Source organism: Nonomuraea sp. NPDC003727 (assembly GCF_053586935.1).
In genome coordinates, this window is record NZ_JBSFNE010000015.1 from 1 (window position 1) to 23,750 (window position 23,750).

The 23,750-nt window shown below is 71.5% G+C and carries 16 protein-coding genes; 8 read left to right on the top strand and 8 right to left on the bottom strand.

Annotation, left to right across the window (positions count from 1 at the left end):
* The 3 genes from ACWDLG_RS33110 to ACWDLG_RS33120 form a co-directional block, all read right to left on the bottom strand.
* Positions 1-387: hypothetical protein (locus ACWDLG_RS33110; RefSeq protein WP_449927748.1), on the bottom strand; the 387-nt coding region annotated here is incomplete at its 3' end.
* A 71-nt stretch (positions 388-458) separates the two neighbouring features.
* Positions 459-896, bottom strand: coding sequence for a MarR family winged helix-turn-helix transcriptional regulator (locus tag ACWDLG_RS33115; protein WP_354916654.1), 438 nt, complete (start codon positions 894-896; stop codon positions 459-461).
* 85 nt (positions 897-981) lie between these two features.
* Entirely contained in the window at positions 982-2,517 is a 1,536-nt protein-coding gene (locus tag ACWDLG_RS33120) for a long-chain-fatty-acid--CoA ligase (protein WP_449928021.1), read from the bottom strand.
* Positions 2,518-2,703: 186 nt separating this feature from the next.
* Between ACWDLG_RS33120 and ACWDLG_RS33125 the strand changes: the two genes are divergently transcribed.
* Both ACWDLG_RS33125 and ACWDLG_RS33130 read left to right on the top strand, forming a co-directional pair.
* Complete coding sequence (locus ACWDLG_RS33125) at positions 2,704-3,933, top strand: cytochrome P450 (protein WP_449927750.1); 1,230 nt, start codon at positions 2,704-2,706, stop codon at positions 3,931-3,933.
* 23 nt (positions 3,934-3,956) lie between these two features.
* The gene (locus ACWDLG_RS33130) at positions 3,957-4,796 is read left to right on the top strand and encodes an alpha/beta fold hydrolase (protein ID WP_449927752.1); all 840 of its coding nucleotides are present in this window, start codon (positions 3,957-3,959) and stop codon (positions 4,794-4,796) included.
* On the opposite strand, the gene ACWDLG_RS33135 is transcribed toward ACWDLG_RS33130, so the two are convergent.
* Together ACWDLG_RS33135 and ACWDLG_RS33140 are read right to left on the bottom strand one after the other, a co-directional pair.
* Positions 4,762-5,832 carry a methyltransferase domain-containing protein gene (locus ACWDLG_RS33135; protein WP_449927754.1) on the bottom strand — a complete coding sequence of 357 codons (1,071 nt, stop codon included), beginning with the start codon at positions 5,830-5,832 and terminating at the stop codon, positions 4,762-4,764. The two genes, ACWDLG_RS33130 and ACWDLG_RS33135, sit on opposite strands and share 35 nt — an antisense overlap.
* 249 nt (positions 5,833-6,081) lie before the next feature.
* A complete protein-coding gene (locus ACWDLG_RS33140; RefSeq protein WP_449927756.1) occupies positions 6,082-7,278 on the bottom strand; it encodes a beta-ketoacyl-[acyl-carrier-protein] synthase family protein in 1,197 nt (398 codons plus the stop codon).
* 125 nt (positions 7,279-7,403) lie between these two features.
* On the opposite strand from ACWDLG_RS33140, the gene ACWDLG_RS33145 reads away from it, so the two are divergent.
* The gene (locus ACWDLG_RS33145) at positions 7,404-8,645 is read left to right on the top strand and encodes a cytochrome P450 (RefSeq protein WP_449927758.1); all 1,242 of its coding nucleotides are present in this window, start codon (positions 7,404-7,406) and stop codon (positions 8,643-8,645) included.
* Positions 8,646-8,694: 49 nt separating this feature from the next.
* On the opposite strand, the gene ACWDLG_RS33150 is transcribed toward ACWDLG_RS33145, so the two are convergent.
* Positions 8,695-10,263, bottom strand: coding sequence for a hypothetical protein (locus tag ACWDLG_RS33150; protein ID WP_449927760.1), 1,569 nt, complete (start codon positions 10,261-10,263; stop codon positions 8,695-8,697).
* Between the two features lie 545 nt (positions 10,264-10,808).
* On the opposite strand from ACWDLG_RS33150, the gene leuS reads away from it, so the two are divergent.
* The 3 genes from leuS to ACWDLG_RS33165 all read left to right on the top strand — a co-directional run bounded on the left by leuS (position 10,809) and on the right by ACWDLG_RS33165 (position 17,213).
* Complete coding sequence (gene leuS, locus ACWDLG_RS33155) at positions 10,809-13,259, top strand: leucine--tRNA ligase (protein WP_449927762.1); 2,451 nt, start codon at positions 10,809-10,811, stop codon at positions 13,257-13,259.
* A 136-nt stretch (positions 13,260-13,395) separates the two neighbouring features.
* Positions 13,396-13,917 (top strand): DUF1697 domain-containing protein, encoded by a 522-nt coding sequence (locus ACWDLG_RS33160; protein ID WP_449927764.1) that lies wholly within the window; start codon positions 13,396-13,398, stop codon positions 13,915-13,917.
* Between the two features lie 188 nt (positions 13,918-14,105).
* Positions 14,106-17,213: a S41 family peptidase gene (locus ACWDLG_RS33165; protein WP_449927766.1), complete on the top strand. Its 3,108-nt coding sequence runs from the start codon at positions 14,106-14,108 to the stop codon at positions 17,211-17,213.
* A gap of 482 nt (positions 17,214-17,695) precedes the next feature.
* Here ACWDLG_RS33165 and ACWDLG_RS33170 read toward each other — a convergent pair whose 3' ends face one another.
* Together ACWDLG_RS33170 and lexA are read right to left on the bottom strand one after the other, a co-directional pair.
* Positions 17,696-18,799, bottom strand: a complete 1,104-nt coding sequence (locus ACWDLG_RS33170; RefSeq protein WP_449927768.1) for a MalY/PatB family protein — start codon at positions 18,797-18,799, stop codon at positions 17,696-17,698.
* 563 nt (positions 18,800-19,362) lie between these two features.
* Positions 19,363-20,070, bottom strand: a complete 708-nt coding sequence (gene lexA, locus ACWDLG_RS33175) for a transcriptional repressor LexA (protein WP_354916687.1) — start codon at positions 20,068-20,070, stop codon at positions 19,363-19,365.
* 1,715 nt (positions 20,071-21,785) lie between these two features.
* Between lexA and ACWDLG_RS33180 the strand changes: the two genes are divergently transcribed.
* Together ACWDLG_RS33180 and ACWDLG_RS33185 are read left to right on the top strand one after the other, a co-directional pair.
* On the top strand, positions 21,786-22,091 hold the full coding sequence (locus ACWDLG_RS33180; protein ID WP_449927770.1) for a LysM peptidoglycan-binding domain-containing protein: 306 nt from the start codon (positions 21,786-21,788) through the stop codon (positions 22,089-22,091).
* Positions 22,092-23,032: 941 nt separating this feature from the next.
* Positions 23,033-23,701 carry a hypothetical protein gene (locus ACWDLG_RS33185; protein ID WP_449927772.1) on the top strand — a complete coding sequence of 223 codons (669 nt, stop codon included), beginning with the start codon at positions 23,033-23,035 and terminating at the stop codon, positions 23,699-23,701.
* The last annotated feature ends 49 nt before the right edge of the window (positions 23,702-23,750 follow it).

The following is a 23,750-nucleotide window of genomic DNA, read 5'->3' on the forward strand; positions in this document are numbered from 1 at the left end:
GACCGCCGCCAGGTGCAGCACGCGGCTGAGGGTGAAGACGTAGGTCAGCGGCCCGGCGGAGGCGTAGAAGTCGGCGACGGAGTTGCCCGCGAGCAACCACCGGACGGGCTCGATCACCAGCGACAGCGTGCCGAAGACGCCGAGGGTGAGGGCCAGCGCGATCCTGGCCCAGTTGTGGCCGCGGCGCAGGCTCGCCGCCAGGGCGACGGCCCCGGCGAACACCGCCAGCCGGAAGGCCAGCCCGCCGGCGAGGGCGGCGAACGGGGTGCCGGCCGACAGCGCCTGTCCGACGGCGAGCGTGGCCTCGAAGGCGCCCGCGCCGACGGCGGCGAACCAGAGGGTGGAGGAGGCCTTGACGGATGCGGGGAGTGTCTGCGTGGTGGGCATGCGTCCAGTGTTCTGGATCACCCGCGGGCGGATCTCCCCCGCGCGCACCCGTTTCGCCGGTAGGGAGCGCCCTACCCGCGGGTGGCCGTCAGCTCGTCGGTGGCCTCCTGGAAGGCGCCGGCCGCCTTGCCGAAGTAGTCGAACAGCGTGGCGCGCTGCTCCTCGGTGTAGCCGCCGAGCAGCTCCGCCAGCCGCTGCCGGGCGCCGCTGAGCGCCGCGTCCAGCCGGGCCGGCCTGCCGGACGCCTCGACGATCACCTTGCGCCGGTCGGCGGGGTCGGCGGCCCGCCTGACGTAGCCGCTCTGCTCCAGGCGGTCGATCAGCCTGGTGGTCGCGCCCGTCGTGAGGCCCGTACGGGCGGCCAGCTCGCCCGAGGTGAGCGGACCTGACAGCTCAAGCGTGTTGAGCGCGTAGAGGTCGGTGGCGTTCAGCCCCGCCGCCTCGGCGCTGGCGAGGCTGTGCAGGACCACCGCGCTGAGGTAGTGGCGGAAGACCACGCTGGGTTCCATCGGGGGATTCCTTGTCTCGTGCAAGAGTTGCACTAAGGAAGATATCACCGTGGGCCGCGGGGACGCCCCCGCGGCCCGGTCCGCCTCAGCGCAGCTCGCGCTTGAGGATCTTGCCGGTGGCGGTCATCGGCAGGTCGTCGCGGAACTCGACGATCCGGGGGTACTTGTAGGCGGCCATGTTCTCCTTGCTCCAGGCCACCAGCTCCGCCTCGGTGGCGGCGGCGCCCGCGGCCCGGATGACGTACGCCTTGACCTCCTCGCCGTGCGACTCGTGCGGGACCCCCACGACCGCGGCCAGCGAGACCGCGGGGTGGGTCATCAGGACCTCCTCGATCTCGCGCGGGTAGACGTTGAACCCGCCACGGATGATCATGTCCTTGGCCCTGTCGACGATGGCGTAGTAGCCGTCCGCGTCGCGGGTGGCGATGTCGCCGGTGCGGAACCAGCCGTCGTTCATGACCTCCGCGGTCGCCTCGGGCCGGTTGTAGTAGCCCTTCATGATGTTGTGGCCGCGGATGGCGATCTCGCCGGGGCCCTCGCCCTCGATCGTCTTCCAGTCGTTGTCGACGAGCCTCATCTCCACCCCCCAGATCGGGGTGCCGATGGTGCCGGGCTTGGTCGGCCGGCCGAGCTGGTTGAAGCTGGCCACCGGGGAGGTCTCCGACAGGCCGTAGCCCTCCAGGATGCCGATGCCGAAGGTCTGCTCGAAGTCGCGCAGCACCTCGACGGGGGAGGAGGCGCCGCCGGCCACGGCGAGCCTGAGGGAGGAGGGCGCCTCGACGCCGTCGGCGTGGATCTTGGTCAGCAGGCCCCAGAACATCGTCGGCACGGCGGCCAGGAAGGTGATGTTCTCCTTGCGGATCAGCTCCAGTGCCGCGCCGGGCTCGAACCGCGGCATGAGCACCAGCGTGCCGCGCCTGCGGAAGCCCGTGTTCAGCACGACGGTCTGACCGAAGGAGTGGAAGAGCGGCAGCACGGCCAGGTAGGTGTCGCCGCCGGGGGTGCGGGGGAACATCTCGTCGGCGACCATGGCGTTCATGAGCATGTTCTGGTGGCTCAGCTCGGCGCCCTTGGGCTGGCCCGTGGTGCCCGAGGTGTAGAGGATCACCGCGGTGTCCTCCGGGGCGGTCTGCACCGTCTGGAACTCGCCCGGCATGCCGTTCAGCGCCGCCCAGATCGACTCGCCGTACTCCGACTCGGTGGCCAGCGGAGTGGCCGGCAGCACGAAGAAGTGCTCGCAGCCCTCGGCGGCCTCGAAGCCCGCCTTGCCGCGCTCGCCCAGCGGCAGCTCGGGGGTGCCCTCGAAGCAGAACAGCGCCTTGGCGTCGCTGTCGTCGAGGTGGTAGGTGATCTCCCTGGCCTGCAGCAGCACGTTCAGCGGCACGACCGTCGCGCCCGCCTTGAGGATGCCGAAGTAGACGAAGGGGAAGTACGGTACGTTCGGACAGGCCAGCGCGACCTTGTCGCCCTTGCCGACGCCGCGCGCCACCAGCAGGTTCGCCACCTGGTTGGCGATCGTCTCGACCATGGAGTACGGCAGGCGCAGATCGCCGAAGACGACGGCGGTGTCGTCAGGGGCGTTGCGAGCGCTGTCCTCGAGGACGATCGACAGGTTGAGCATGGGCAGGCCTTCCTCCCTCGCGCTGACTCCTACGCGCGCCATCTTGGCAGGAACCACATACCGACCGGTAGGTAACAAAGGTTACAGATGCATATGGACGAGCCGGGCCGGGTGACGTACGCGCCACACTGGCGGGACGGTGTGGGCCCTTGACGTAAGTGAACACTTGCGCCAACGATGGACGGCATGGACATCGATCTGTCGCAGATCCCCTTCTGGGGTCTTCCGCAGGCCGAGCGGATGGCCGCCTTCAGGCGGCTGCGCGAACTGGACCGGCCGGTGTTCGTCAAGGAGAACCCGGTGCCCTTCATCGGCGCGGGCGAGGGCTACTACGCGCTGGTCCGCCACGCCGACGTGGTCGAGGCCAGCCGTAACGCCGAGGTGTTCAGCAGCGAGCCGTGCTCCAACAGCATCCCCGACATGCCGCGCTGGCTCGCCGTCTACTTCGGCTCGATGATCAACATGGACGACCCCCGCCACGCCAGGCTGCGCAGGATCGTCTCCAGGGCGTTCACGCCGCGCATCCTGGCGAAGATGGAGGACGACCTCGCCGTGGCGGCGACCGAGATCGTGGACCAGGCGGTCGAGGCGGGACCTGGCGACTTCGTCGAGCAGATCGCCGCCAGGCTTCCCGTCCGCGTCATCTGCGACATGATGGGGATTCCGGCGAAATTTCATGACATGGTGCTGCGCCGTACCAACGTGATCCTCGGCAACGCCGACCCCGAGTACACCGGCGTCCGGCCCGACTTCAGCCGCTGGAACGTCGCCAAGGGGCTCGGCAAGCTCCTGCACGCGGGCCACTCCCTCAACCGGCTGGCCGCCGCCCTCGGCGACGAGCGGCGCAAGCGGCCCACCGGCGACCTGGTGAGCCTGCTGGTCAACGGCGACGAACGGCTCACCCCGCAGGAACTCGGCTCGTTCTTCATCCTGCTGGTCGTGGCGGGCAGCGAGACCACCCGCAACGCCATCGCCTACGGGCTCAAGCTGTTCACCGACCATCCCGAGCAGCGCGAGCACCTCATGGCCGACTTCGACGGGCGGATCACCAAGGCGTGCGACGAGATCGTGCGCTACTCCACCCCCGTGATCCAGTTCCGCAGGACCGTCACCCGCGACCACGGGATGTACCGCAAGGGCGACAAGGTGCTGCTCTTCTACAACTCCGCCAACAGGGACGAGGCCGTCTTCACCGACCCCGACGTCTTCGACATCACCCGCGACCCCAACCCGCACGTCGGCTTCGGCGGTCCCGGGCCGCACTACTGCCTCGGCGCCCACCTGGCGCGCAGGGAGATGACCGTGATGTTCCGCGAGCTGTTCACCCGGCTGCCCGGCATCCGTGCCGTGGGAGAGCCCGACTTCCTGCTGTCGAACTTCATCAACGGCGTCAAGCACCTCACGTACGCGTACTGACCGACCGGCAGGGGAGCGACGACATGACCGCCATCGAGATCGGGGCCGTCCACGCCAACGGGCTGGAGTTCGCCTACCTGACGTGCGGCGACGGCCCCCTCGCGCTGTGCCTGCACGGTTTCCCCGACACCGCGCACACCTGGCGCCACCTGATGCCCGAACTGGCCGGCCGCGGCTACCGCGCGGTGGCGCCGTTCCTGCGCGGCTACGCGCCCACCGAGATCCCCGCCGACGGCGCCTACGAGGCGGCCGCGCTGGTGGCCGACGTCCTGGCCTTGCACGAGGAACTGGGCGGCGACGAGCGGGCCGTCGTCGTCGGGCACGACTGGGGCGCCTTTCCCGTGTACGGCACGACCGGCCGCTTCCGCAGGTCGGTGGCCATGGCGGTGCCGCCGGTCGGCGCCCTGCTGTCCGGGTTCTTCGACTACGCGCAGCTCAAGCGCTCCTTCTACATCTTCCTGTTCCAGACCGGCCTGGCCGAGAGCGCCGCCGCGACCCCCGGCTTCCTCGACGGGCTCTGGCGCGACTGGTCGCCCGGCTACGACGCCACCCAAGACCTGGAGTTCGTCAGGCGGAGCATCGGCGCGCCGGCCAACCTCGCCGCCGCGATCGGCTACTACCGCGCCATGCTCGGCACCACCCCGCCCTCGGGCCGCTTCCCCGAGCCGCCCGCGCCCGACCGGCCCGTGCTCTACCTGCACGGCGCCCAGGACGGCTGCCTCGGCGAGCACCTGGCCAAGGACGCGCTCACCCACCTGCCGCCGGGCTCGCGGATGGAGAAGGTCGCGGGGGCGGGGCACTTCCTGCACCTCGAACGCCCCCGCGAGGTCAACGACCTGATCCTCGCCTGGCTGGAGGACTGAGCACCGCGATCACCGGGTGCCTGCCCATGAGGCTCACCCGGATCGCCCTGTCCACCTGGAAGCCCGGCGGCCGGACGAGCTCCGGCAGCAGGGCGACGACCCTGCCCGGCCGCTTCAGCACCCGCCGCAGCTCGCTCCAGAACCTGTCGTGGCCGGCGGCGAGCAAGCCGCCCGCGGCCACCTGGCGCTCCCACGGCGGATTGACCAGCGCCACGTCCACGCTGCCGGCGGGCAGCGGGATCCGGCCCGCGTCAGCGGCCAGCCACCCGATCCCCGCGCCGGCGCCCGCCGCCGCGTTGCCCGCGGCCACCCGCACCGCGGCGGGGCTGAGGTCGGCGCCGAGATAACGGGCCGACAGGGCCGCCGCGCGCGCCTCGATGAGCGTCGTGCCCGCCCCGCAGCACGGATCCAGCACCGTGCGCGCCCGCTCCAGCCCCGCCAGCCTGACCATCGCCGCCGCCACCGGCGGATGCAGCGTGCCCGGCACCGTGCCGATCTTGTACGGCCTGCGGTGCAGCGGCCTGCCGGCGATCCGCAGCCCGATCACCGCCTCGTCGCCCTCCACGCTGACCCGCCAGGACAACGCGCAGGGCGGCGGCGGCCCCTGCCTCCTGGAGTGGTACGGCACGCCGAGGCGAGCGGCCAGCTCGGCGCCCACGGCGTCCTCGATGTCGTAGCGGGTGAACGTGCGCCTGCCCAGGAAGGACGCGGACACCTCCAGCCCTGCCACCTCGGACAGCGCCTTCGCCTCGGCCGAGCCGCCGAACAGCGCCTTCAGCGACACCAGTGCGGCGGCGTCCACCTCGCGGGCGGCCGCGCGCAGGCGGTCCAGCGCGGCCTTGGTGTGCCCCACCCGCCCGGCCACCGTGCCCGCCAGCAGCACGTCGTCAGCCGTTCGCAGCTCGAGCACACCGGGATCGGGCACGCCCCGCCTGAACCACACCTCGCGGTGCCGGAAGCGCTCCGCACCGCCGATCTCCTCGGCCACCAGCGGCTCAAGGCCGCGTACCGTCCTGGCCACCAGGAGCGTATGCACCTGTCTTCTCCCACGTCGCGACCCGGGGCGGCGGCATGCCGTCCCGCATCACCGGCGGTGGGCCGGTGCTCGCGAGAGCGGCCGCGGCCCGCCGGCGGGTCGTCAACGTCGGAAGAAGAACGTCACGCGCAGAACCTAGCGGGCGCCGCGCACCCGGCTCAACGTGTTTTCACCACCCCTGCCGACCTCGGGACGAGGGTCTTCGAGGAGGAGGGCGAGTGCTGGACGGAGGGGAGAGGGAGATCGCGGCTAGCGTCCCAGCACCAGGCTGGCGTTGTGGCCGCCGAAGCCGAAGGCGTTGACGAGCACCGCCCCGCGAGGGAGCGGCGCCGCCGTCCCGCGCACCACGTCGAGCTCGATCGCCGGATCGAGGCTCTCCACGTTGATGGTGGGCGGCACCACACCCTCCACGATCGAGCGGACGGCCGCGACCGTCGCCACGCCGCCCGCGCCCCCGCACAGGTGGCCGATCATCGACTTGATCGCGGTCACCGAAGGGTGCCGGCCGACCGCGCCGGCGATCGCCTCGGCCTCCACGGGGTCGCCCTCGGGGGTGGAGGTGGCGTGCGCGCTGACGTGCCCCACGTCGGCGGGATCGAGCCGTGCCTCCCGCAGCGCCGTGGTGATCGCCCTGGACTGGCCCTCGACGGCGGAGGCGGTGATGTGGACGGCGTTCGACGTGACCGCCGCGCCCGCCAGCGTGGCCAGCACCCTCGCGCCGCGCGCGGCGGCGAACGCGGCCCGCTCCAGCACCACCAGGCCCGCGCCCTCGCCCAGGACGAAGCCGTCCCTGCTCACGTCGAACGGCCTGGAGGCCCGCGTGGGCTCGTCGTTGCGCTTCGACAGCGTCCTGGCCTGGGCGAAGGCGGCCATCGTCAGCGGGTGGACGCACGCCTCGGCGCCGCCGGCGACGACCACGTCCGCCCGGCCCAGCCTGATCAGGTCGAGGCCCATCGCGATCGCCTCCGAGCCCGACGCGCACGCGCTGACCGGAGCGTGGGCGCCGCCGCGCGCGCCCAGCTCGATGCTGACCCAGGCGGCCGGGCCGTTGGCCATGAGCATGGGAATGGTGTGGGGCGAGACCCTGCGCACGCCCTCCTTCTCCAGGATGTCGTCCTGGTCGAGCATGGTCACCGCGCCGCCGGTGCCGGTGCCGATCACCACGGCCAGCCGTACGGGGTCGACCTCGGGACGGCCGGCGTCCGCCCACGCCTCCCGCGCCGCCACCACCGCGACCTGCTCGCACCGGTCGAGGCGGCGGGCCAGCGGCCGGCCGAGCACCTCGGCGGGGTCGTCGGTCAGCCGCGCCGCGATCCGCGCGGGCAGGTCCCACTCCGTCGGGCCGACACCCGAGCGGCCGGCCAGCAGCCCCTCCCACGTCGTCGCCACGTTCCCGCCCAGCGGGGTGGTCGCGCCCAGCCCGGTGATCACCACATCAGATCTCATACCTCCACGCTGCAGGGCGGTGATCGCCCGCGTGGATGCCGTAACAGACGAACGTGGGCTCCAGATCTTGTCGAACGCGCACATAATCTTGACGTAAGTAGTCACTTTCGCCAACCATGGTGCCCATGAGGCTCGTGGACTTCGACCTGTCTGACCAGGCTTTCTGGGCGCTGCCCATGGCCGAGCGCGAGGCGGCGTTCGCCCGGCTGCGCGCGCTCGACGGGCCGGTCTTCTTCGAGGAGATGGAGGTGTCCTTCGCGCCGAAGGGTCCGGGCTACCACGCCCTGGTACGGCACGCCGACATCCTCGAAGCCAGCCGCAACCCCGCGGTCTTCTGTTCGGGCGACGGCGGCGCGACCAACATCCCCGACATGCCGCCCGAGTTCACCGAGTACTTCGGCTCGATGATCAACATGGACGATCCGCGGCACGCCAGGCTGCGCCGTATCGTGTCCAGGGCCTTCACGCCCAAGATGATCAGGCAGTTCGAGGCGGACGTGGAGGCGGCCGCCGCCCGCATCGTCGACGACCTGCTGGCCAAGGGCCCGGGCTGCGACTTCGTCACCGAGGTGGCCGCCAGGCTGCCCCTGAAGATCATCTGCGACATGATGGGCATCCCGGAGAAGGACTACCAGTTCGTCTTCGACCGCTCGAACTTCATCCTCGGCGGCTTCGACCCCGAGTACATCGGCTCCGACGTGGGCGACGTCGCCACCCGCCTGCTCAACGCCGGTTTCGAGCTGCAGCAGCTGGTGCAGGACCTGGCCGCCCACCGCGCCGACCACCCCACGTCCGACCTGACCTCCGCGCTGGTCAACGCCAACCTCGACGGCGAGCGGCTGACGCTGCAGGAGCTCGGCTCCTTCTTCATCCTGCTCGTCGTGGCGGGCAACGAGACCACCCGCAACGCCATCTCCTACGGCCTGCGCCTGCTCACCAAGAACCCCGCCCAGCGCGCCCTGCTGCTGTCGGACATGGAGGCCCACCTGCCGGGCACGGTCGAGGAGATCGTCCGGCTCGCCTCGCCGGTCAACTTCATGCGCCGCAAGGTGACGCGCGACGTCGAGATGAACGGGCACCTCTACAGGGCGGGCGAGAAGGCCGTCCTGTTCTACTGGTCGGCCAACAGGGACGCCGCCGTCTTCACCGACCCCCACGCCTTCGACATCACCCGCAGCCCCAACCCGCACGTCGGCTACGGCGGGCCGGGCCCGCACTTCTGCCTGGGCGCCCACCTGGCCCGCAGGGAGATCACGGTGATGTTCCGCGAGCTGCTGCGCCGTGTGCCCGCGATCGAGGGCGGCAAGCCCGACCGGCTCCACTCGGCCTTCATCAACGGCATCAAGCACATGGAGTGCACGTTCTGAGGCCGTCAGGCCCGGCCGTCCCCGCCTCCTGGCTCTCCCCGGCGTGAGGTCAGGAAGCGGCGGTCGGCTTGATCTGCTTGAAGACGCTGTTGATGTCGGGAAGCAGTTCCTTGTGCTCCGACGGCACCGACATGTAGACGATCGCGGGCACGTCCGCGCCCGTGTTGATCGCGGCGGCCACCACGGTCGTCTTCGCCCCGTCGACCGTCACCTCGTAGGCGTTGAGCTGGGCGGGCAGGTCGCCGACCTTCAGCGTCTGGGTGGCGGTCTTCCTGGCGATGTTCGGGGTGGCGAAGTACAGCTTGCGCGCCGACACCACCACGGCCTTGATCACCGGCTCCAGGTCGTCGGGGGAGGAGTAGGTGCCGGCCAGCCTGGCGGGCAGCGGGCCCGTCATCACCTGGGCGACGACCGGCTTGCCCGACGCGTCGGTGCCGGCGGGGGAGAACTGGCGGGTGCTGTAGCCGTACGTGGACTTCATGGTGGTGCGCACGTCGGCCTTCCACGGGCCGCCGAGCCTGGGCACGGAGATCCCCGCGGTGGAATCGGCGGTCACGCCCATGACGGGGGAGGGGGTGCCCTGGAACCTGGGCAGACGTCCCACGGACGGCTTCTTGGTGGGCGGCTTGGCGGTCGAGGCCGTCGGGGACGGCTCGGCGGCGGGCGACGCCGACGTCTCCTTGGCCAGCGGGCCCGCCAGGAAGGCCCACAGCAGCGCGGCGACCAGCGCGATGCCGATCGAGCCGGCCAGCGCGTAGATCCAGACGGGCTTGCCGGGGCCGTCGTCGTCGCTGTCCTCGGCGCCGATGGCCTCCTCGTCGCCGTCGCCGAAGACGGTGTTCCACAGTTCCTGCTGGCGCTCGGGCGGCGGGGTGCGCGAGCCGCTGATCTGCCCCGCGGTGACGAATCGGTTGTCGGGGTCGGACGGGTCACGGCTCAGCTGGGCGCCGGGACGCTGCTCGCCGGGGACGCCCGTCATCGGGCCGGGCGCGGCAGGCCCCGCGGCGTCGGCCGCGTTCATGAGCGGACCGCCTGCCTGCTGGTGACCGCCCGGCTGCGGGTGACCGGCCGGTGCGCCCATCGTCCTGGGGTCGGCCCCGAGCGGGGCGCCCTGATGCGGACCTCCATGGAGAGGATCGCCATGGAGCGGGCCGCCCTGCGCCGGCGCGCCCTGGCGCGGATCGCCGTAAACGGGGCCGCTCTGGACGGGGCCGCCCGGGTGGCCCCCGGGTGCGGGGTTGCCGGCCGGCGGGTTGAGCCGGGGGTGCGAGGGGCTGGTGCCCGCGCCGAGCGGGTCGGCGGGGTCGATGCCGCCGAGCGGGTCGGGCGCGGGCGGCGCCGCGGCGGAGTCCCTGGGCGGCCAGGGCGCCGGGGTGGACAGGTTCGACCAGGCGGGCAGCGGCTCGCGGGCGGGCGGCGCCTGCTCGGGCCACGCGGGGGCCGAGCCGTTCGCGCGAGGCGCCTCCGGCCACGATCCCGACGCGGGCTCGATGCGGGAGGCCTCCGGCCACGCGGTCGGCACGGGCTCGTGACGTGACGTGTCGGACCACGCGCCGGGGCCGCGCTCGTCGCGGGCGTCGGGCCGCGACGCCGGCACGTCGGGCCAGGACGGCGGCAAGGGTGACGCTCCGGAATTCTCCGTTGCCATTGCTGCCGTACCTCCCGAGGTTATGTCCGGATTGGACGCACCCGGCATGATCTCATGCGAAGCCGGTGGTTCCGCAGCAAAACGTGAGAAGCCAGTGGGATCGGTCGGCGGGTCCTGCATGGGCAGGCCGTCGGGGTCCCATCCGGGCTCAGCTGAGCGCGCCACGGTGACGAGAGTAAACTAAAGGGACATAAGAGGTCACACGGGGCGTAGATACTCGAGTGTGGAGCGCGAGGACCGAACTGGGCGCGGCCGGGAAGCGCTGCATACATCACCATCCGGTCTCGCAGGAGCGGAAGCGTCCATTGTGCCCGGGGATCCCGGCCCGGACATGGCTTTCCACGGAAGACGAGCGGTTGTCGGCTGCGCTAGTCTTGACACGTGCGTTCCGCGACCCAGCTGCTTAGCGGGCCGCGACGGCCGTCGAGCTGAACTCCCGCCGTCGCGGCGACCCCTCGTTGCGGGAACGAGGGGTTTTCTTATGGGTCACATCTTTTAACCGAAGGAAAACCGCCGTGAGTGAGTACGATCCGCAGGCGCTGCAGGCCAAGTGGCAGCAGCGATGGGAGGAGCAGGACCCCTTCCGGGCGAGCGAGGACGCCGCCGACACCCGGGAGCGGCGTTACCTGCTGGACATGTTCCCGTACCCGTCTGGCGACCTCCACATGGGCCACGCCGAGGCGTTCGGCCTGGGCGACGTCGTGGCGCGCTACTGGTTCCAGCGCGGCTACAACGTCCTGCACCCCATCGGCTGGGACTCCTTCGGCCTGCCCGCCGAGAACGCGGCGATCAAGCGCAACGCCCACCCCGCGGAGTGGACCTACGCCAACATCGAGACCCAGGCGGCCTCGTTCAAGCGTTACGCGATCTCCTTCGACTGGTCGCGGCGTCTGCACACCAGCGACGCCGAGTACTACAAGTGGACCCAGTGGCTGTTCCTGCGCTTCTTCGAGCGCGGCCTGGCCTACCGCAAGGGCGGCCTGGTCAACTGGTGCCCCAACGACCAGACCGTGCTGGCCAACGAGCAGGTCGTCGCCGGCCGGTGCGAGCGCTGCGGCGCCGAGGTCGTCCGCCGCGAGCTGACCCAGTGGTACTTCAAGATCACTGACTACGCGCAGCGCCTGCTGGACGACATGGAGCAGCTGCAGGGCGGCTGGCCCGACCGCGTGCTGGCCATGCAGAACAACTGGATCGGCCGCTCCACCGGCGCGGACGTGCGCTTCGAGATCGAGGGCCGCGACGAGCCCGTCACGGTCTACACCACCCGCCCCGACACCCTGTACGGCGCGACGTTCTTCGTGGTGGCCGCCGACTCGGCGCTGGCCGACGAGATCTGCGACGACATCCACAGGGAGGCCTTCGAGGTCTACCGGCGCCGGGTCGCCAAGCTGAGCGACATCGAGCGGCTGTCCACCGAGAAGGAGAAGACCGGCGTCTTCCTGGGCCGCTACGCGATCAACCCGGTCAGCGGCGAGCGCATCCCCGTCTGGGCCGCCGACTACGTGCTGTCCGACTACGGCCACGGCGCCATCATGGCCGTGCCCGCGCACGACCAGCGCGACCTCGACTTCGCCCGCACCTTCAACCTGCCGGTCAAGGTGGTCGTCCACACCGGCATGGCCGACCCGGGCGAGACCGGCATCGCGACCCCCGGCGAGGGCCAGCTGGTCAACTCGGGCCCGCTGGACGGCCTGAGCAAGGCCGAGGCGATCGCCAAGATCATCGAGGTGCTGGAGGAGCGCGGCACCGGCACCGCCACGGTCAACTTCCGCCTGCGTGACTGGCTGCTGTCCCGCCAGCGGTTCTGGGGCACCCCGATCCCGATCATCCACTGCCCCGACTGCGGCGAGGTGCCCGTCCCCGACGACCAGCTGCCCGTCACGCTGCCCGACCTGCGGGGCGAGGCGCTGGCGCCGAAGGGCATCTCCCCGCTGGCCGGCGCGACCGAGTGGGTCAACGTCGAGTGCCCGAAGTGCGGTGGCGCCGCCCAGCGCGACACCGACACGATGGACACCTTCGTCGACAGCTCCTGGTACTACCTGCGCTACACCGACCCGACCTACACCGAGGGCCCCTTCGACGTGGAGAAGGTCCGCAAGTGGGGCCCGATCGACCAGTACGTCGGCGGCGTCGAGCACGCGGTGCTGCACCTGCTGTACTCCAGGTTCTTCACCAAGGTCCTGCACGACATGGGCATGGTCGACTTCACCGAGCCCTTCACCCGGCTGCTGAACCAGGGCCAGGTCATCAACCAGGGCAAGGCGATGTCCAAGTCGCTGGGCAACGGCGTCGACCTGGGCCAGCAGATCGACGCGTTCGGCGTCGACGCGGTCCGCCTGACGATGGTGTTCGCGGGTCCGCCGGAGGACGACATCGACTGGGCCGACGTCTCGCCCGCCGCCTCGCAGAAGTTCCTGGCCAGGGCCTTCCGCGTCTTCACCGAGGTGGCGAGCGAGCCGGGCGTCTCCTTCGAGGGCGGCGACCTGGAGCTGCGCAAGTTCACGCACCGCACCGTCGACGAGGTCACCAAGCTGGTCGAGACACACCGCTTCAACGTGGCGGTGGCCCGCATGATGGAGCTGACCTCGGCCATCCGCAAGGCCATCGACTCCGGTCCCGGCGCGGCCGACCCGGCCGTCCGCGAGGGCGCGCAGGCGCTGTCGGTCATGCTGTCGCTGGTCGCGCCGTACACCGCCGAAGAGGGCTGGGAGCGCATGGGCGGTGGCGGCTCGGTCTTCCACGCGGGCTGGCCGGTGGCCGAGCCGGCGCTGCTGGTGCAGGACTCGGTGACCTGCGTCGTCCAGGTCGCGGGCAAGGTCCGCGACCGGCTGGAGGTTTCGCCCGGCATCTCCGAGGGCGACCTGCTGGCGCTGGCACTGGCCTCCGAGAAGGTGCGGGCGCTGGTGCCGGGCGAGCCGCGCAAGGTCATCGTCCGCGCGCCGAAGCTGGTCAACATCGTTCCGTAGGGATCCTGGCGGTCCCGTACGGCAGGCACGACGGCCACCGGGCTGACCCGGTGGCCGTCCGCCTTTCCGCCCGCTCCTCCCTGCTTTCCGTCCTACCTGCCAGGAGCTGTCAGGTATGCGGCGTACCGTGCGAGACATGCGATACGTGGCCTTCCTGCGCGGCATCAACGTCAACCCCCGCACCCAGGTCGACATGGCCGCCCTGCGCGCGATGCTGGAGGACCTCGGCTACACCGCGGTCCGCACCCATCTGCGCAGCGGCAACGCCGTCTTCACCGCCGAGCCGCAGCCGAGGGAGCGGATCGAGAAGGCGATCGGCGGCGCGTTGGAGCCGCCGGTGGCGGTGATGGTGCGCACGGCCGCCGAGTTGCGGGCCGTGGTCGAGCGCAACCCCCTCGAGGTGCGCGACCCGGCCAGGTTCGCGGTCGTGTTCCTGTCGCGGGCGCCCGACCGCGAGGAACTGGAGAGCATCGACCCCGCCGACTACGCCCCCGAGGTGATGCGGGTCGGCGAGCGGGAACTGTACATCGACTTCCCCGACGGCCTGGCCCGGCCCAAACTGCCGCCGCTGCTGGAGAAGAGGTCGGACAACACCGGCACGATGCGCAACTGGAACACCGTGACGAAGCTGCTGGAGCTGACGGGAACTGACGGATGAGGTTCGCTCGTAGCGCATCCGGCCGGCGCCCGCCGTGAAGATCCAGGTCATTACCCGCCGGCGCCCCGGCCGGTACGGCTCCAGCAGGGAAAATCCGCGGCGGCCGACCAGCCGAGCATTAGTGTGCAACTGTGACAATTGGTGCTTACCTAAGGTATCCCCATCTGCACGGAGACCTGATCACGTTCGTGGCCGACGACGACGTCTGGCTGGCCCCGCTGGACGGAGGAAGGGCCTGGCGATTCACCGCCGAGCGCGCCCCCGTCTCCTACCCCCGCTTCTCCCCTGACGGCACCAGGCTGGCATGGACCAGCACGCGCGAGGGCACGCCCGAGGCGTTCGCCGCGGAGATCGACGGGGCCGCGGGCGAGCGGCTGACCTACTGGGGCCACGCCTCCACCGGTGTGCGCGGCTGGACACTCGACGGCCGCGTCCTGGCGATCAGCGCGACCGGGCAGGCCTCACGCGACCGGACGTGGGCCTACGCCGTACCGCTGGACGGCGGGCAGGCCGAGCGCCTGCCGTACGGATGGGTGAGCGAGGCCGCCCCCAACGCGGGCGGCGGCGTGGTGACGGTCTCGCCGGTGTGGCGCGAGCCGTCCCAGTGGAAGCGCTACCGGGGCGGCACCGCCGCCAAGATCTGGATCGACGCCACCGGGTCGGGCGAGTTCACCAGGCTGTTCGCCGACAGCATCGCGCAGTACTGGTCGGCCATGTGGGTCGGCGGCAGGATCGCCTTCCTGGCCGACCACGAGGGCGTCGGCAACCTCTACTCCGCCCTGCCCGACGGCTCCGACCTGCGCCGGCACACCCAGCACGAGGAGTTCTACGCCCGGCACGCCGCCACCGACGGCACCCGGGTGATCTACAGCCACGCGGGCGACCTGTGGGCGCTCGACTCCCTGGACGGCGAGCCGTACCGGCTGGAGGTCAGGCTGGGCGGGCCCCGGCCCGCGCGGGCCACCCGCCCGGCGCCCAGCAGGGCCGCCGACTTCGCGCCCGACACGACCGGCCGGGCGAGCGCCGTCGAGATCCGCGGCACCGCCCACTGGGTCACCCACCGGGACGGACCCGCCGGCGTGCTGCGCGCCGAACCCGGCGTCAGGGTACGGCTGCCGCGCGTGCTCGGCGAGGACGGCCTGGCCGTCTGGATCAGCGACGCGACCGGAGAGGACGCGCTGGAGATCGGCCGCCCCGGCGGCGAGATCCGCACGCTGGCCTCCGGACAGCTCGGGCGCGTCCTCGACCTTGCCGTCGCACCCGACGGCAAGCACGTCGCGCTGGCCGGTCACGACGGGCGCCTGCTCGTCGTCGACACCACGACCGGCGCGACCAGGGAGCTCGACCGGACGGCCAACGGCGACATCGACGGCATCACCTTCTCGCCCGACTCCGCCTGGCTGGCCTGGTCGCACCCGCACCACGAGCCGCTGCGCCAGATCAAGATGGGCCGCGTCGACGGCACCTCCGTCATCGAGGTGACCTCGCAGCGCTTCAGCGACTACGCCCCGGTCTTCACCAAGGACGGCAAGCACCTGGCGTTCCTGTCGATCAGGACGTTCGACCCCGTCTACGACGCGCACGTGTTCGACCTGTCCTTCCCCGCCGGAGCCAAGCCGTACCTGGTGCCGCTGCAGGCGACCACGGCCTCGCCGTTCGCCCCCTCACTGGAGGGCCGCAGCTTCAACGGCGCCGAGTCCGACACGCCGTCGTCGCCCGACACCCCCGACGGCGGGAAGGACAAGAAGGCCAAACCCGCCACCGAGGTGGACGCCGAGGGGCTGCCCGCCCGCGTCGTCGCCGTCCCCGTCCCCGCCGGGCGCTACTCCAACCTGCGCACCGCCAAGGACGCCCTGCTGTGGCTGCGCCACCCGCTGGCCGGCGAGCTCGGCGACGGCAACGAACGCGAGGAGGTCGTGCTGGAGCGCTACGACCTCAAGAAGCGCGCCAAAGCGGAGATCGCCAAGGACGTCCGTGCCTTCGAGGTCAGCGGCGACGGCACCCGCCTGGTCACCAACGGCAAGAACGGCCTGCAGACCCGCGCGGCGAGCGAGGGCGACGAGGTCGTCGGCGTCGACCTCGACCGCATCACCGTCACCATCGACCCGGTCGCCGAATGGCGGCAGTCCTACCACGAGGCCGGGCGGCTCATGCGCGACCACTACTGGCGCGCGGACATGGACGGCGTCGACTGGGCGGGCACGCTGGCCCGCTACGCCCCGCTCGTCGAGCGGATCGGCGCCTACTCCGAGCTGATCGACCTGCTGTGGGAGGTGCAGGGCGAACTGGCCACCTCCCACGCCTACGCCCGGCCCAACGGCGCCGCCGTCGACCCCAAGCGGCGCCAGGGACTCCTCGGCGCCGACCTCGCCCTCCGCGACGGCGCCTGGGTGGTGGCCAGGATCCTGCCCGGAGAGTCCTCCGACCACGCCGCCCGCTCGCCGCTGCTGGCCCCCGGCGTCGCCGTACGCGAGGGCGACGCGATCGTCGCCGTCGGCGGCCGGCCCGTCGACCAGGTGCGCGGCCCGCAAGCCCTCCTCGCCGGAACGGCCGAGCAGCCGGTCGAACTGACGATCAGGCCCGCCTCGGGCGGCGACACCCGGCGCGTGGTCGTGACACCGCTGGCCGACGACACCGCGCTCCGCTACCACGACTGGGTCGAGAGCCGGCGCGCCTACGTCCGGCAGGCCTCCGGCAACCGGCTCGGCTACCTGCACGTACCCGACATGGTCGCCAGCGGCTGGGCGCAGTTCCACCGCGACCTGCGCACCGAGATGCCGCAGGAAGGCCTCGTCGTGGACGTACGCGGCAACAGCGGGGGCCACACCTCCGAACTGGTGCTGGAGAAGCTGTCACGCAAGGTGAGCGGCTGGGCGATCTCGCGCGGGTACGAGCCGATGCGCTACCCCGAGGACTCGCCGCGTGGCCCCGTCGTCGCCGTCACGGACGAGTTCGCGGGATCCGACGGGGACATCGTCAGCGCCGGGATCAAGAACCGGAACATCGGTCCGCTCATCGGCACCCGCACCTGGGGCGGGGTGATCGGCATCGACGGGCGGTACCAGCTGGTCGACGGAACGGTCGTCACCCAGCCCCGGTACGCGTTCTGGCTGGACGGCGAGGGGTGGAACATCGAGAACTACGGCGTCGACCCTGACATCGAGGTGGTGATCACACCGCAGGACCGGGTGGCGGGACGGGACCCGCAGCTGGAGAAGGCGGTGGAACTGGCGCTGGCGGCACTCGACCAGCAACCGGCGGCCACACCGCCCGACCTTCCCCCAACCCGCAACTGACGGGCCGCTGAGCGGGGTCGCGCGGGCCCCGGCAGTGCCGGAGACCAGACGTTCCGTGTGGTCGACACTGCCGGGGCCCGACGTTTCGTGCGGTCGGCGCTGCTGGGCCGTCTACGGTCGGAGCTGTCGGGGCCGCCTCTCGTGCGCGGCTCAGCGGGCACCACGGGAGGCTGATCCCGGCGCCGCTCCTACCGTCATCGCTCCTACCGGCATCGCTCCTACCGGCATCGCTCCTACCGGCATCGCTCCTACCGGCATCGCTCCTACCGGCATCGCTCCAACCGGCATCGCTCCAACCGGCATCGCTCCAATCGGCGCCGCTCCAACCGGCATCGCCTGCGTCTCGTCGCGCCGCTTCCCTCCCGAGAACGCCCACCCCCGAGAACGCCCACCCCCGAGAACGCTCAGCGCCCCGGAGGTGCCGGGTGTCGCGGTGCGACCCCGGCTGTCCGAAATCAGAGTGCTCGTGACGAGCCTCGGCCTCAGCTGGGTCGGGCAAGGGATCGCGACGAGTAGGGCGTATCGGGGTCCGGCGACCAGACCCGGGCCAGGCGGTCCAGGATCTCCGCCAGCGTCTCCGTCGACGTCGCGAAGTTGACCCGTACGTAGGTCTCCCCGCCCGGTCCGAAGGCGGCGCCGTCACTCACCAGGATCCGCGCCTCCCTCTCCAGCACCTCCGCGATCCCCGGCCGTCGCATGTCCAGCCATGCCAGATAGGTCGCCTCCGGCATCGCGTACCCCGGCACCCGCTCGGCGATCAGACGCCGGTTGCGGTCCAGGATCGCCATGGTGTCGCGCAGCCACCCGTCGCCGTGCCTCCACGCGGCGACCGTGGCCTCGACGCCGAAGATGTTCGCCCCGCCGTACAGGAAGGCGGGCTGCGAATGGAGCGCCCCGCGGACCCGTGCCGAGCCGACGTGGGCCAGCGCGCAGCGGATGCCGCCGAGGTTGAAGGCCTTGGTCGCGGAGGTCAGCGTGACCGTGCGTTCGGGCAGGATCGTGGCGAACGGGATGTGCGTGGCGGGCGAGTAGACCAGGTCGGCGGGGACCTCGTCGGCGATGACCAGCACGTCGTGCCGTTCGGCCTGCTCGGCCACGGTGGTGAGCTCGTCCCTGGTGAAGACCTTTCCTGTGGGGTTGTGCGGGTTGACCAGGACGAGCGCACGGCAGCCGGCCAGATCCGCCAGGTCGGTGTGCAGCGTGCGGCCCATCTCCTCGATCGTGCCGAGGAACGGCGGGTACGCCGGAACCTGCATGGCGATCCTGTCACCGGGTTCGGTGGCGAGGTGAAGGACCACCTGGAGCGCCTGGTTGAGATCGGAGAAGGTGCGGACGGCTGCCGGGTCGGCGGGCCAGCCGTACCGGGTGAGCATGCGCTCGGCGAAGGTCTCCGCCAGCGGTCCGGCCTGCGGGTCGGCGGCCCAGGTGGGGTAGCCGAGGTCCCCGCGGGCACGCCGCTGGAGTGCCTCGACGATCGGGGGAGCGGTGGCGAAGTCCATGTCGGCGATCCAGCAGGCGATGACATCGGGACCGGCGCTCGCCCATTTCAGGCCGTCCTTGGCGGGCGGGGGGAAGAAATCGTCCACCTGATCAGTGTCACCCAGGCTCGGGAAATGTCCGATGGGCCGGGATTGCGGAAATCGAACGCATCGGTGTCGCCGAGCGTCGGAGGGTTCTGTGCGACCAGCTCGCGCCCGAGTCCGGATAGCGGGATGCCTGGAAGAGCCCTCGCGCCAACGCATGAAGAGATGGCCAGTCCGTTCCCCGAACTGTGGGCTGGGGTTCGGACACGCGCCCCTCGATGGGTACGGCTCCGCCCGGCCCGTCGGCATCCGGCCGCCGACGTGCACGAATGGGCCGCCGGTCGGGTCGCTGCTCCGTGCATAACGTCGGTCGCGGGTCGGGTGATGTTCCACCCGAAGGCGTCGCTCGCGGGTAGGAGCCGGGATCCGCGCGTGGGCGTCGGCATGTGGAGGCGGCGTACAGCCAGGCGACAAGCCATTCCGGGCGTCGGCGTGCGGAAGCGACGGACACTCATGCGACACGGCATTCCGGACTGGGCAGGGCTGTGTCGGTCCCACCGGCCAGCGCTACGCCGGCTCGATCGACCCTCGGGAAAGGTGAGGGCCGATCGAGCGGCGAGATGCGGTCAGAGGCGGCGCAGGACTGCGACGACCTTGCCGAGGACGCTGGCCTCGTCGCCGGGGATCGGGTCGTAGTTGGCGTTGTGCGGCACCAGCCAGACGTGGCCGTCCTTGCGCTTGAACGTCTTCACCGTCGCCTCGCCGTCGATCATGGCTGCCACGATGTCACCGCTCTCGGCCACCGGCTGCTGCCGTACGACCACCCAGTCGCCGTCGGCGATCGCTGCCTCGATCATCGAGTCACCCGCGACCTGGAGGAGGAAGAGGGTGCCCTCGCCGACGAGCTGCTTGGGCAGCGCGAAGACGTCTTCCACACTTTCCTCGGCGAGGATGGGGCCACCGGCGGCGATGCGACCGACCAGGGGAACGTAGGCGGCCGTCGGCCTGCTCACCTGCGACTCGACCTCGCTGGCATCGGGGTCGACCCACAGCACGGGCTCACCCGGCAGCCTCACCTCAAGGGCGCGAGGGCGGTGCGGGTCACGCCTCAGGTAGCCCTTGCGCTGCAACGCGGTCAGCTGGTGAGACACGCTGGACGTGCTGGTCAGCTGCACGGCCTCGCCGATCTCACGCATGGACGGCGGATAGCCGCGCTGCTGGACGGAGTCGCGAATCACCTCAAGGATCTTGCGTTGCCTGGGCGTCAGGCCCAGTGAGTCGCGACGGCGGACCGCAAGGTCGCTGACGCCGTTGCCGTCATTCGGCTCGCTCATGCTTTCCTCCTCGCCCGGCGGCCTGCCTCACCGGCCCACCCTTCCGGTCCGTGGTCTTCATGTCGCACACAGCGACCGTACCGCCGATGGAGATCAACTTCAAACAATTGTTCGAGTCTTCCTCGAAATCGTCGGTGACGTGGTGTACAACATCGTACGGGAGTTCGATCGACACCGTGTTCGATTCACTGATCTTTGTTTGACCTTTTCCTTGGGTCGACGGTGGCGGGAGGTCATCAGTGCGGGCGACCACGACGACAGATTCGACCGGCCAAGACGAGCAACTCACCCTGATCGCCGACATCACCAGGGAGGAGCGCGGACGCCCTGCCGTACCAGGAGACCGGCGCCTCCGCCTGGTCCCTCCTCCCCGAGGTACGGCAGGCCAGGACAAGCAGATCGGCGGACGGCCCGCGGGGCCGCGCGAGGTTGGGGGTGGACGGTTTGCCGGGTCGCGGGGGGCATCGGGCGGACGGTCCACGGGACCACGCGGGGCAGGAGGCGGGCGGTTGCGGGTCGTCCGCGACCAGGGGGTGGCGGGGCCGGGTGTGCGGGAGGGTGCGCCCGGCCCGGCAGACGACAGCACAGATACGGGGGCGGCGATGAACGGCAGGCGAGAGCGGAAGGCACGCGCAGACGCCCGGTCGGGCGGGACGGGGCGCGGAGATGGCCGGTCGGGTGGGACAGGCCGCGCAGACACCCGGTCCGGCGGGACGGGGCGCGGTGACGGCCGGTCCGGCGGGACGGGGCGCGGTGACGGCCGGTCGGGTGGGACGGGGCGCGGTGACGGCCGGTCGGGTGGGACGGGGCGCGGTGACGGCCGGTCGGGTGGGACGGGTCGCGGTGACGTGGCGCGTGGCGGGCGCGAGCCGCAGCGGCTCACGTCAAGGGGCAAGAGCGGCGGCCTGCGTGGCGGGTGGCGGCTTCGGGGCAGGCGGCGACCTGGCGCGATGGACGGCGGTCCCGGGAGGCCCGCGCCACAAGGGCGCGAGGCTCCCCCTGACGCCGCGCACGCACAGGCCGGTAGGGGTCGGCCGGGCGACACGCCGACCGCGAACCTGCAGACGAAAGAACCGGGACCGGGGGCACGCCGTGTGCGGGAGGCGCTCGCACGCCCTGGACGAGCAGGGGCGACGCGTTCAAGCCGCGATGGTCAGGGGCAGTCGCTCCGGGGTCGGGCTCGCATAGGAGAGATGGCCGCGGCTTCGGCTTGGGAGAGGTGGTCGGTCTCCGGCCGGGTTCGGACGGGAGAGACGGCCGCGGCTTCGGCCTGGGAGGGGCAGCCTGTCTCCGGTCGGGCTCGCATAGGAAAGACGGTCGCGGCTTCGGCGTGGGAGGCGCAGGAGCTCTCTGGCCGGGCACGCACGGGACAGGTGGATGGGGGTTCGGGTCGCGTGGGGCAGGCGGTCGCGGGTCCGGCTCGCCGGGCGCAGGTCGTCGAGGCGGGGGCGGGGGAAAGGCCTGGAACGGTCCGCGCGCAAGAGCAACGGGCGGGTACGGGTCGTGGCAGGCGGCCGCGGTCGGGCGCGCGCCGCACGCGGGGAGCGCTTCGGGTGGTCGCGCCGGAGGAGCGACAGTCGAGGAGGCAGACGGGGGAGCGACAACCAAGAAGGTCGGAGGGGGAGCGACAGGCGAGGAGGTCGGCGGCGGAGCGACAACCAAGAAAGTTGGCGGGGGAGCGACAGGCGAGGAAGTCGGTGCGGCTCACGGCGCCCATGAGGCTGACCAGGCGAGGCAGGGTCGCGGTCGTGGGGCTGTTCGCCGTGCTGTCCCTGGGCGGGTTCGTGCTCGGGGCCAAGGCGACCAACTGGGCCATGGCTCAGGAGACGACGAGTGCGGGACACGCGGGCCTGCCGTGGGTGATCGTGGAGAAGGGCGACACGCTGTGGACCATCGCCGCGGCGATCTCTCCGGGCGACGACCCCACCGCCGTCGCCGAGGAGATCAAGCGGCTCAACGGGCTGGAGAGCTCACTCATCCGTCCGGGCGGCCGGCTGTACCTCCCCGACAAAGCCCCCTGACCGACCGGCGATTCCGGATCGGAGGGACGGCAGGCGCCCGCGCGTGCGACCGACGCGAACCGCCCCCGTGCCTCCCCGATCGTCGCCCGCCGACCACCGCCCGCCGACCACCGCCCGCCGACCACCGCCCGCCGACCGCCGACCGCCGACTGCCGACCCAGCGTGCACACACGAGTGCGTGACGGCATCGGACGGACGGAGCACCAAGCCGCCGGCGGCATCCCGTCGGTCGGGGTGGCCCGACGCCGTCTCATGGGAATGTCGGCGGCAGCCCATCAGGGCGGCGGCGATGGCATCGAAAGAGCCGCTCGCAGCCGTGGTCCGAACGGTGGTTGCCGGCCCGGAGACGGCCCGATCCACGAGCCGGCGGAGCCGACACAAGCGTTGCTGAAGGCGGTGTGCACGGAGGATCTAGCGACTGATCGCCCCATGCGTCCTGCCCTTAAGCGGCTCCCGGCTGATCGATTGTGGACACGCACACGGTAGCGTCCGCATGACGATCATGAAACGAGGACCGCTGTGACTGAATCGTCCAGTAATGCGCCGGACATGTCCCGTGCCGCCCGCTTGGCTCGCCATAGTGCAGTCTCCACCGCCCTGGGGCTGCTCGCCGACCGACGGCTGGCCGAGCTGGTGGAGGCCGCCCCACCCCTCGGAGCCGGTGTCGGCGGTCCCACCGCACTCCTGGAGGTCGAGGGCAGGCCGGTCTTCGTCAAGCGGGTCCCCCTCACCGACCTGGAGAGGCGGCCGGAGAACACCAGGTCCACCGCGAACCTGTTCGGGCTTCCCACGTTCTGCCACTACGGGCTCGGGCTGGGGTCGGGGTCCGGCGTCTGGCGCGAGCTGGCCGCGCACGTCATGACGACCGGGTGGGTGCTCGGCGGCCACTTCGACGGTTTTCCGCTGCTGCACCACTGCGGGTGCTGCGGGAGCCGGCCCGGATGGCGACGGCCGGAGAACAAGCGGCGTTGGAGGAGGCCGCGGCGTATTGGGAGTCCTCCCCGGCGGTGCGCGCGCGGCTGGAGGCGCTCGCGCAGGCGTCGGCCGCGGTCGTGCTGTTCCTGGAGTACGTTCCGCAGGACGTCAACCGGTGGCTGGAGATGCAGGCCGCCCTCGGCGGCGACGCCGTCGAATCGGCGTGCTCCCTCCTGGAACGGGAGCTGGCCGCCGGGGTCTCCTTCATGAACGCGAACGGGTTGCTCCACTTCGACGCGCATTTCGGCAACATCCTCACCGACGGCAGCCGCCTGTACTTCACCGACTTCGGCCTGGCGTCTTCCCCACGCTTCGAGCTCTCCGGCGCCGAGCGCGACTTCCTCCGCCTGAACGCCGGCCACGACGAGTCCTACACGGCCCGGGAACTGGTCAACCGGCTGGTGATCGCTCTGAGCCGCCCGGCTGACCGGGCGGAGCTCCTTGATCTCGTACGGCGGTGCGCCGAGGGTGACAGCCTCCCTGGCGTCCCGGAGCCGATCGGGAAGATCCTCAGACGCCACGCGCCGGTCGCCGCCGTCATGAACGAGTTCTACGGCACGTTGTTCGACGAGACCAGGACGGCACCCTACCCGGCGGCCGACATCCACCGGGCGCGCTCCGCCCTGTCCCGCTGACAGCCCGCCCGCGCGCGCCGCGGCGTCAGCCCGCCCGCGCGCGCCGCGG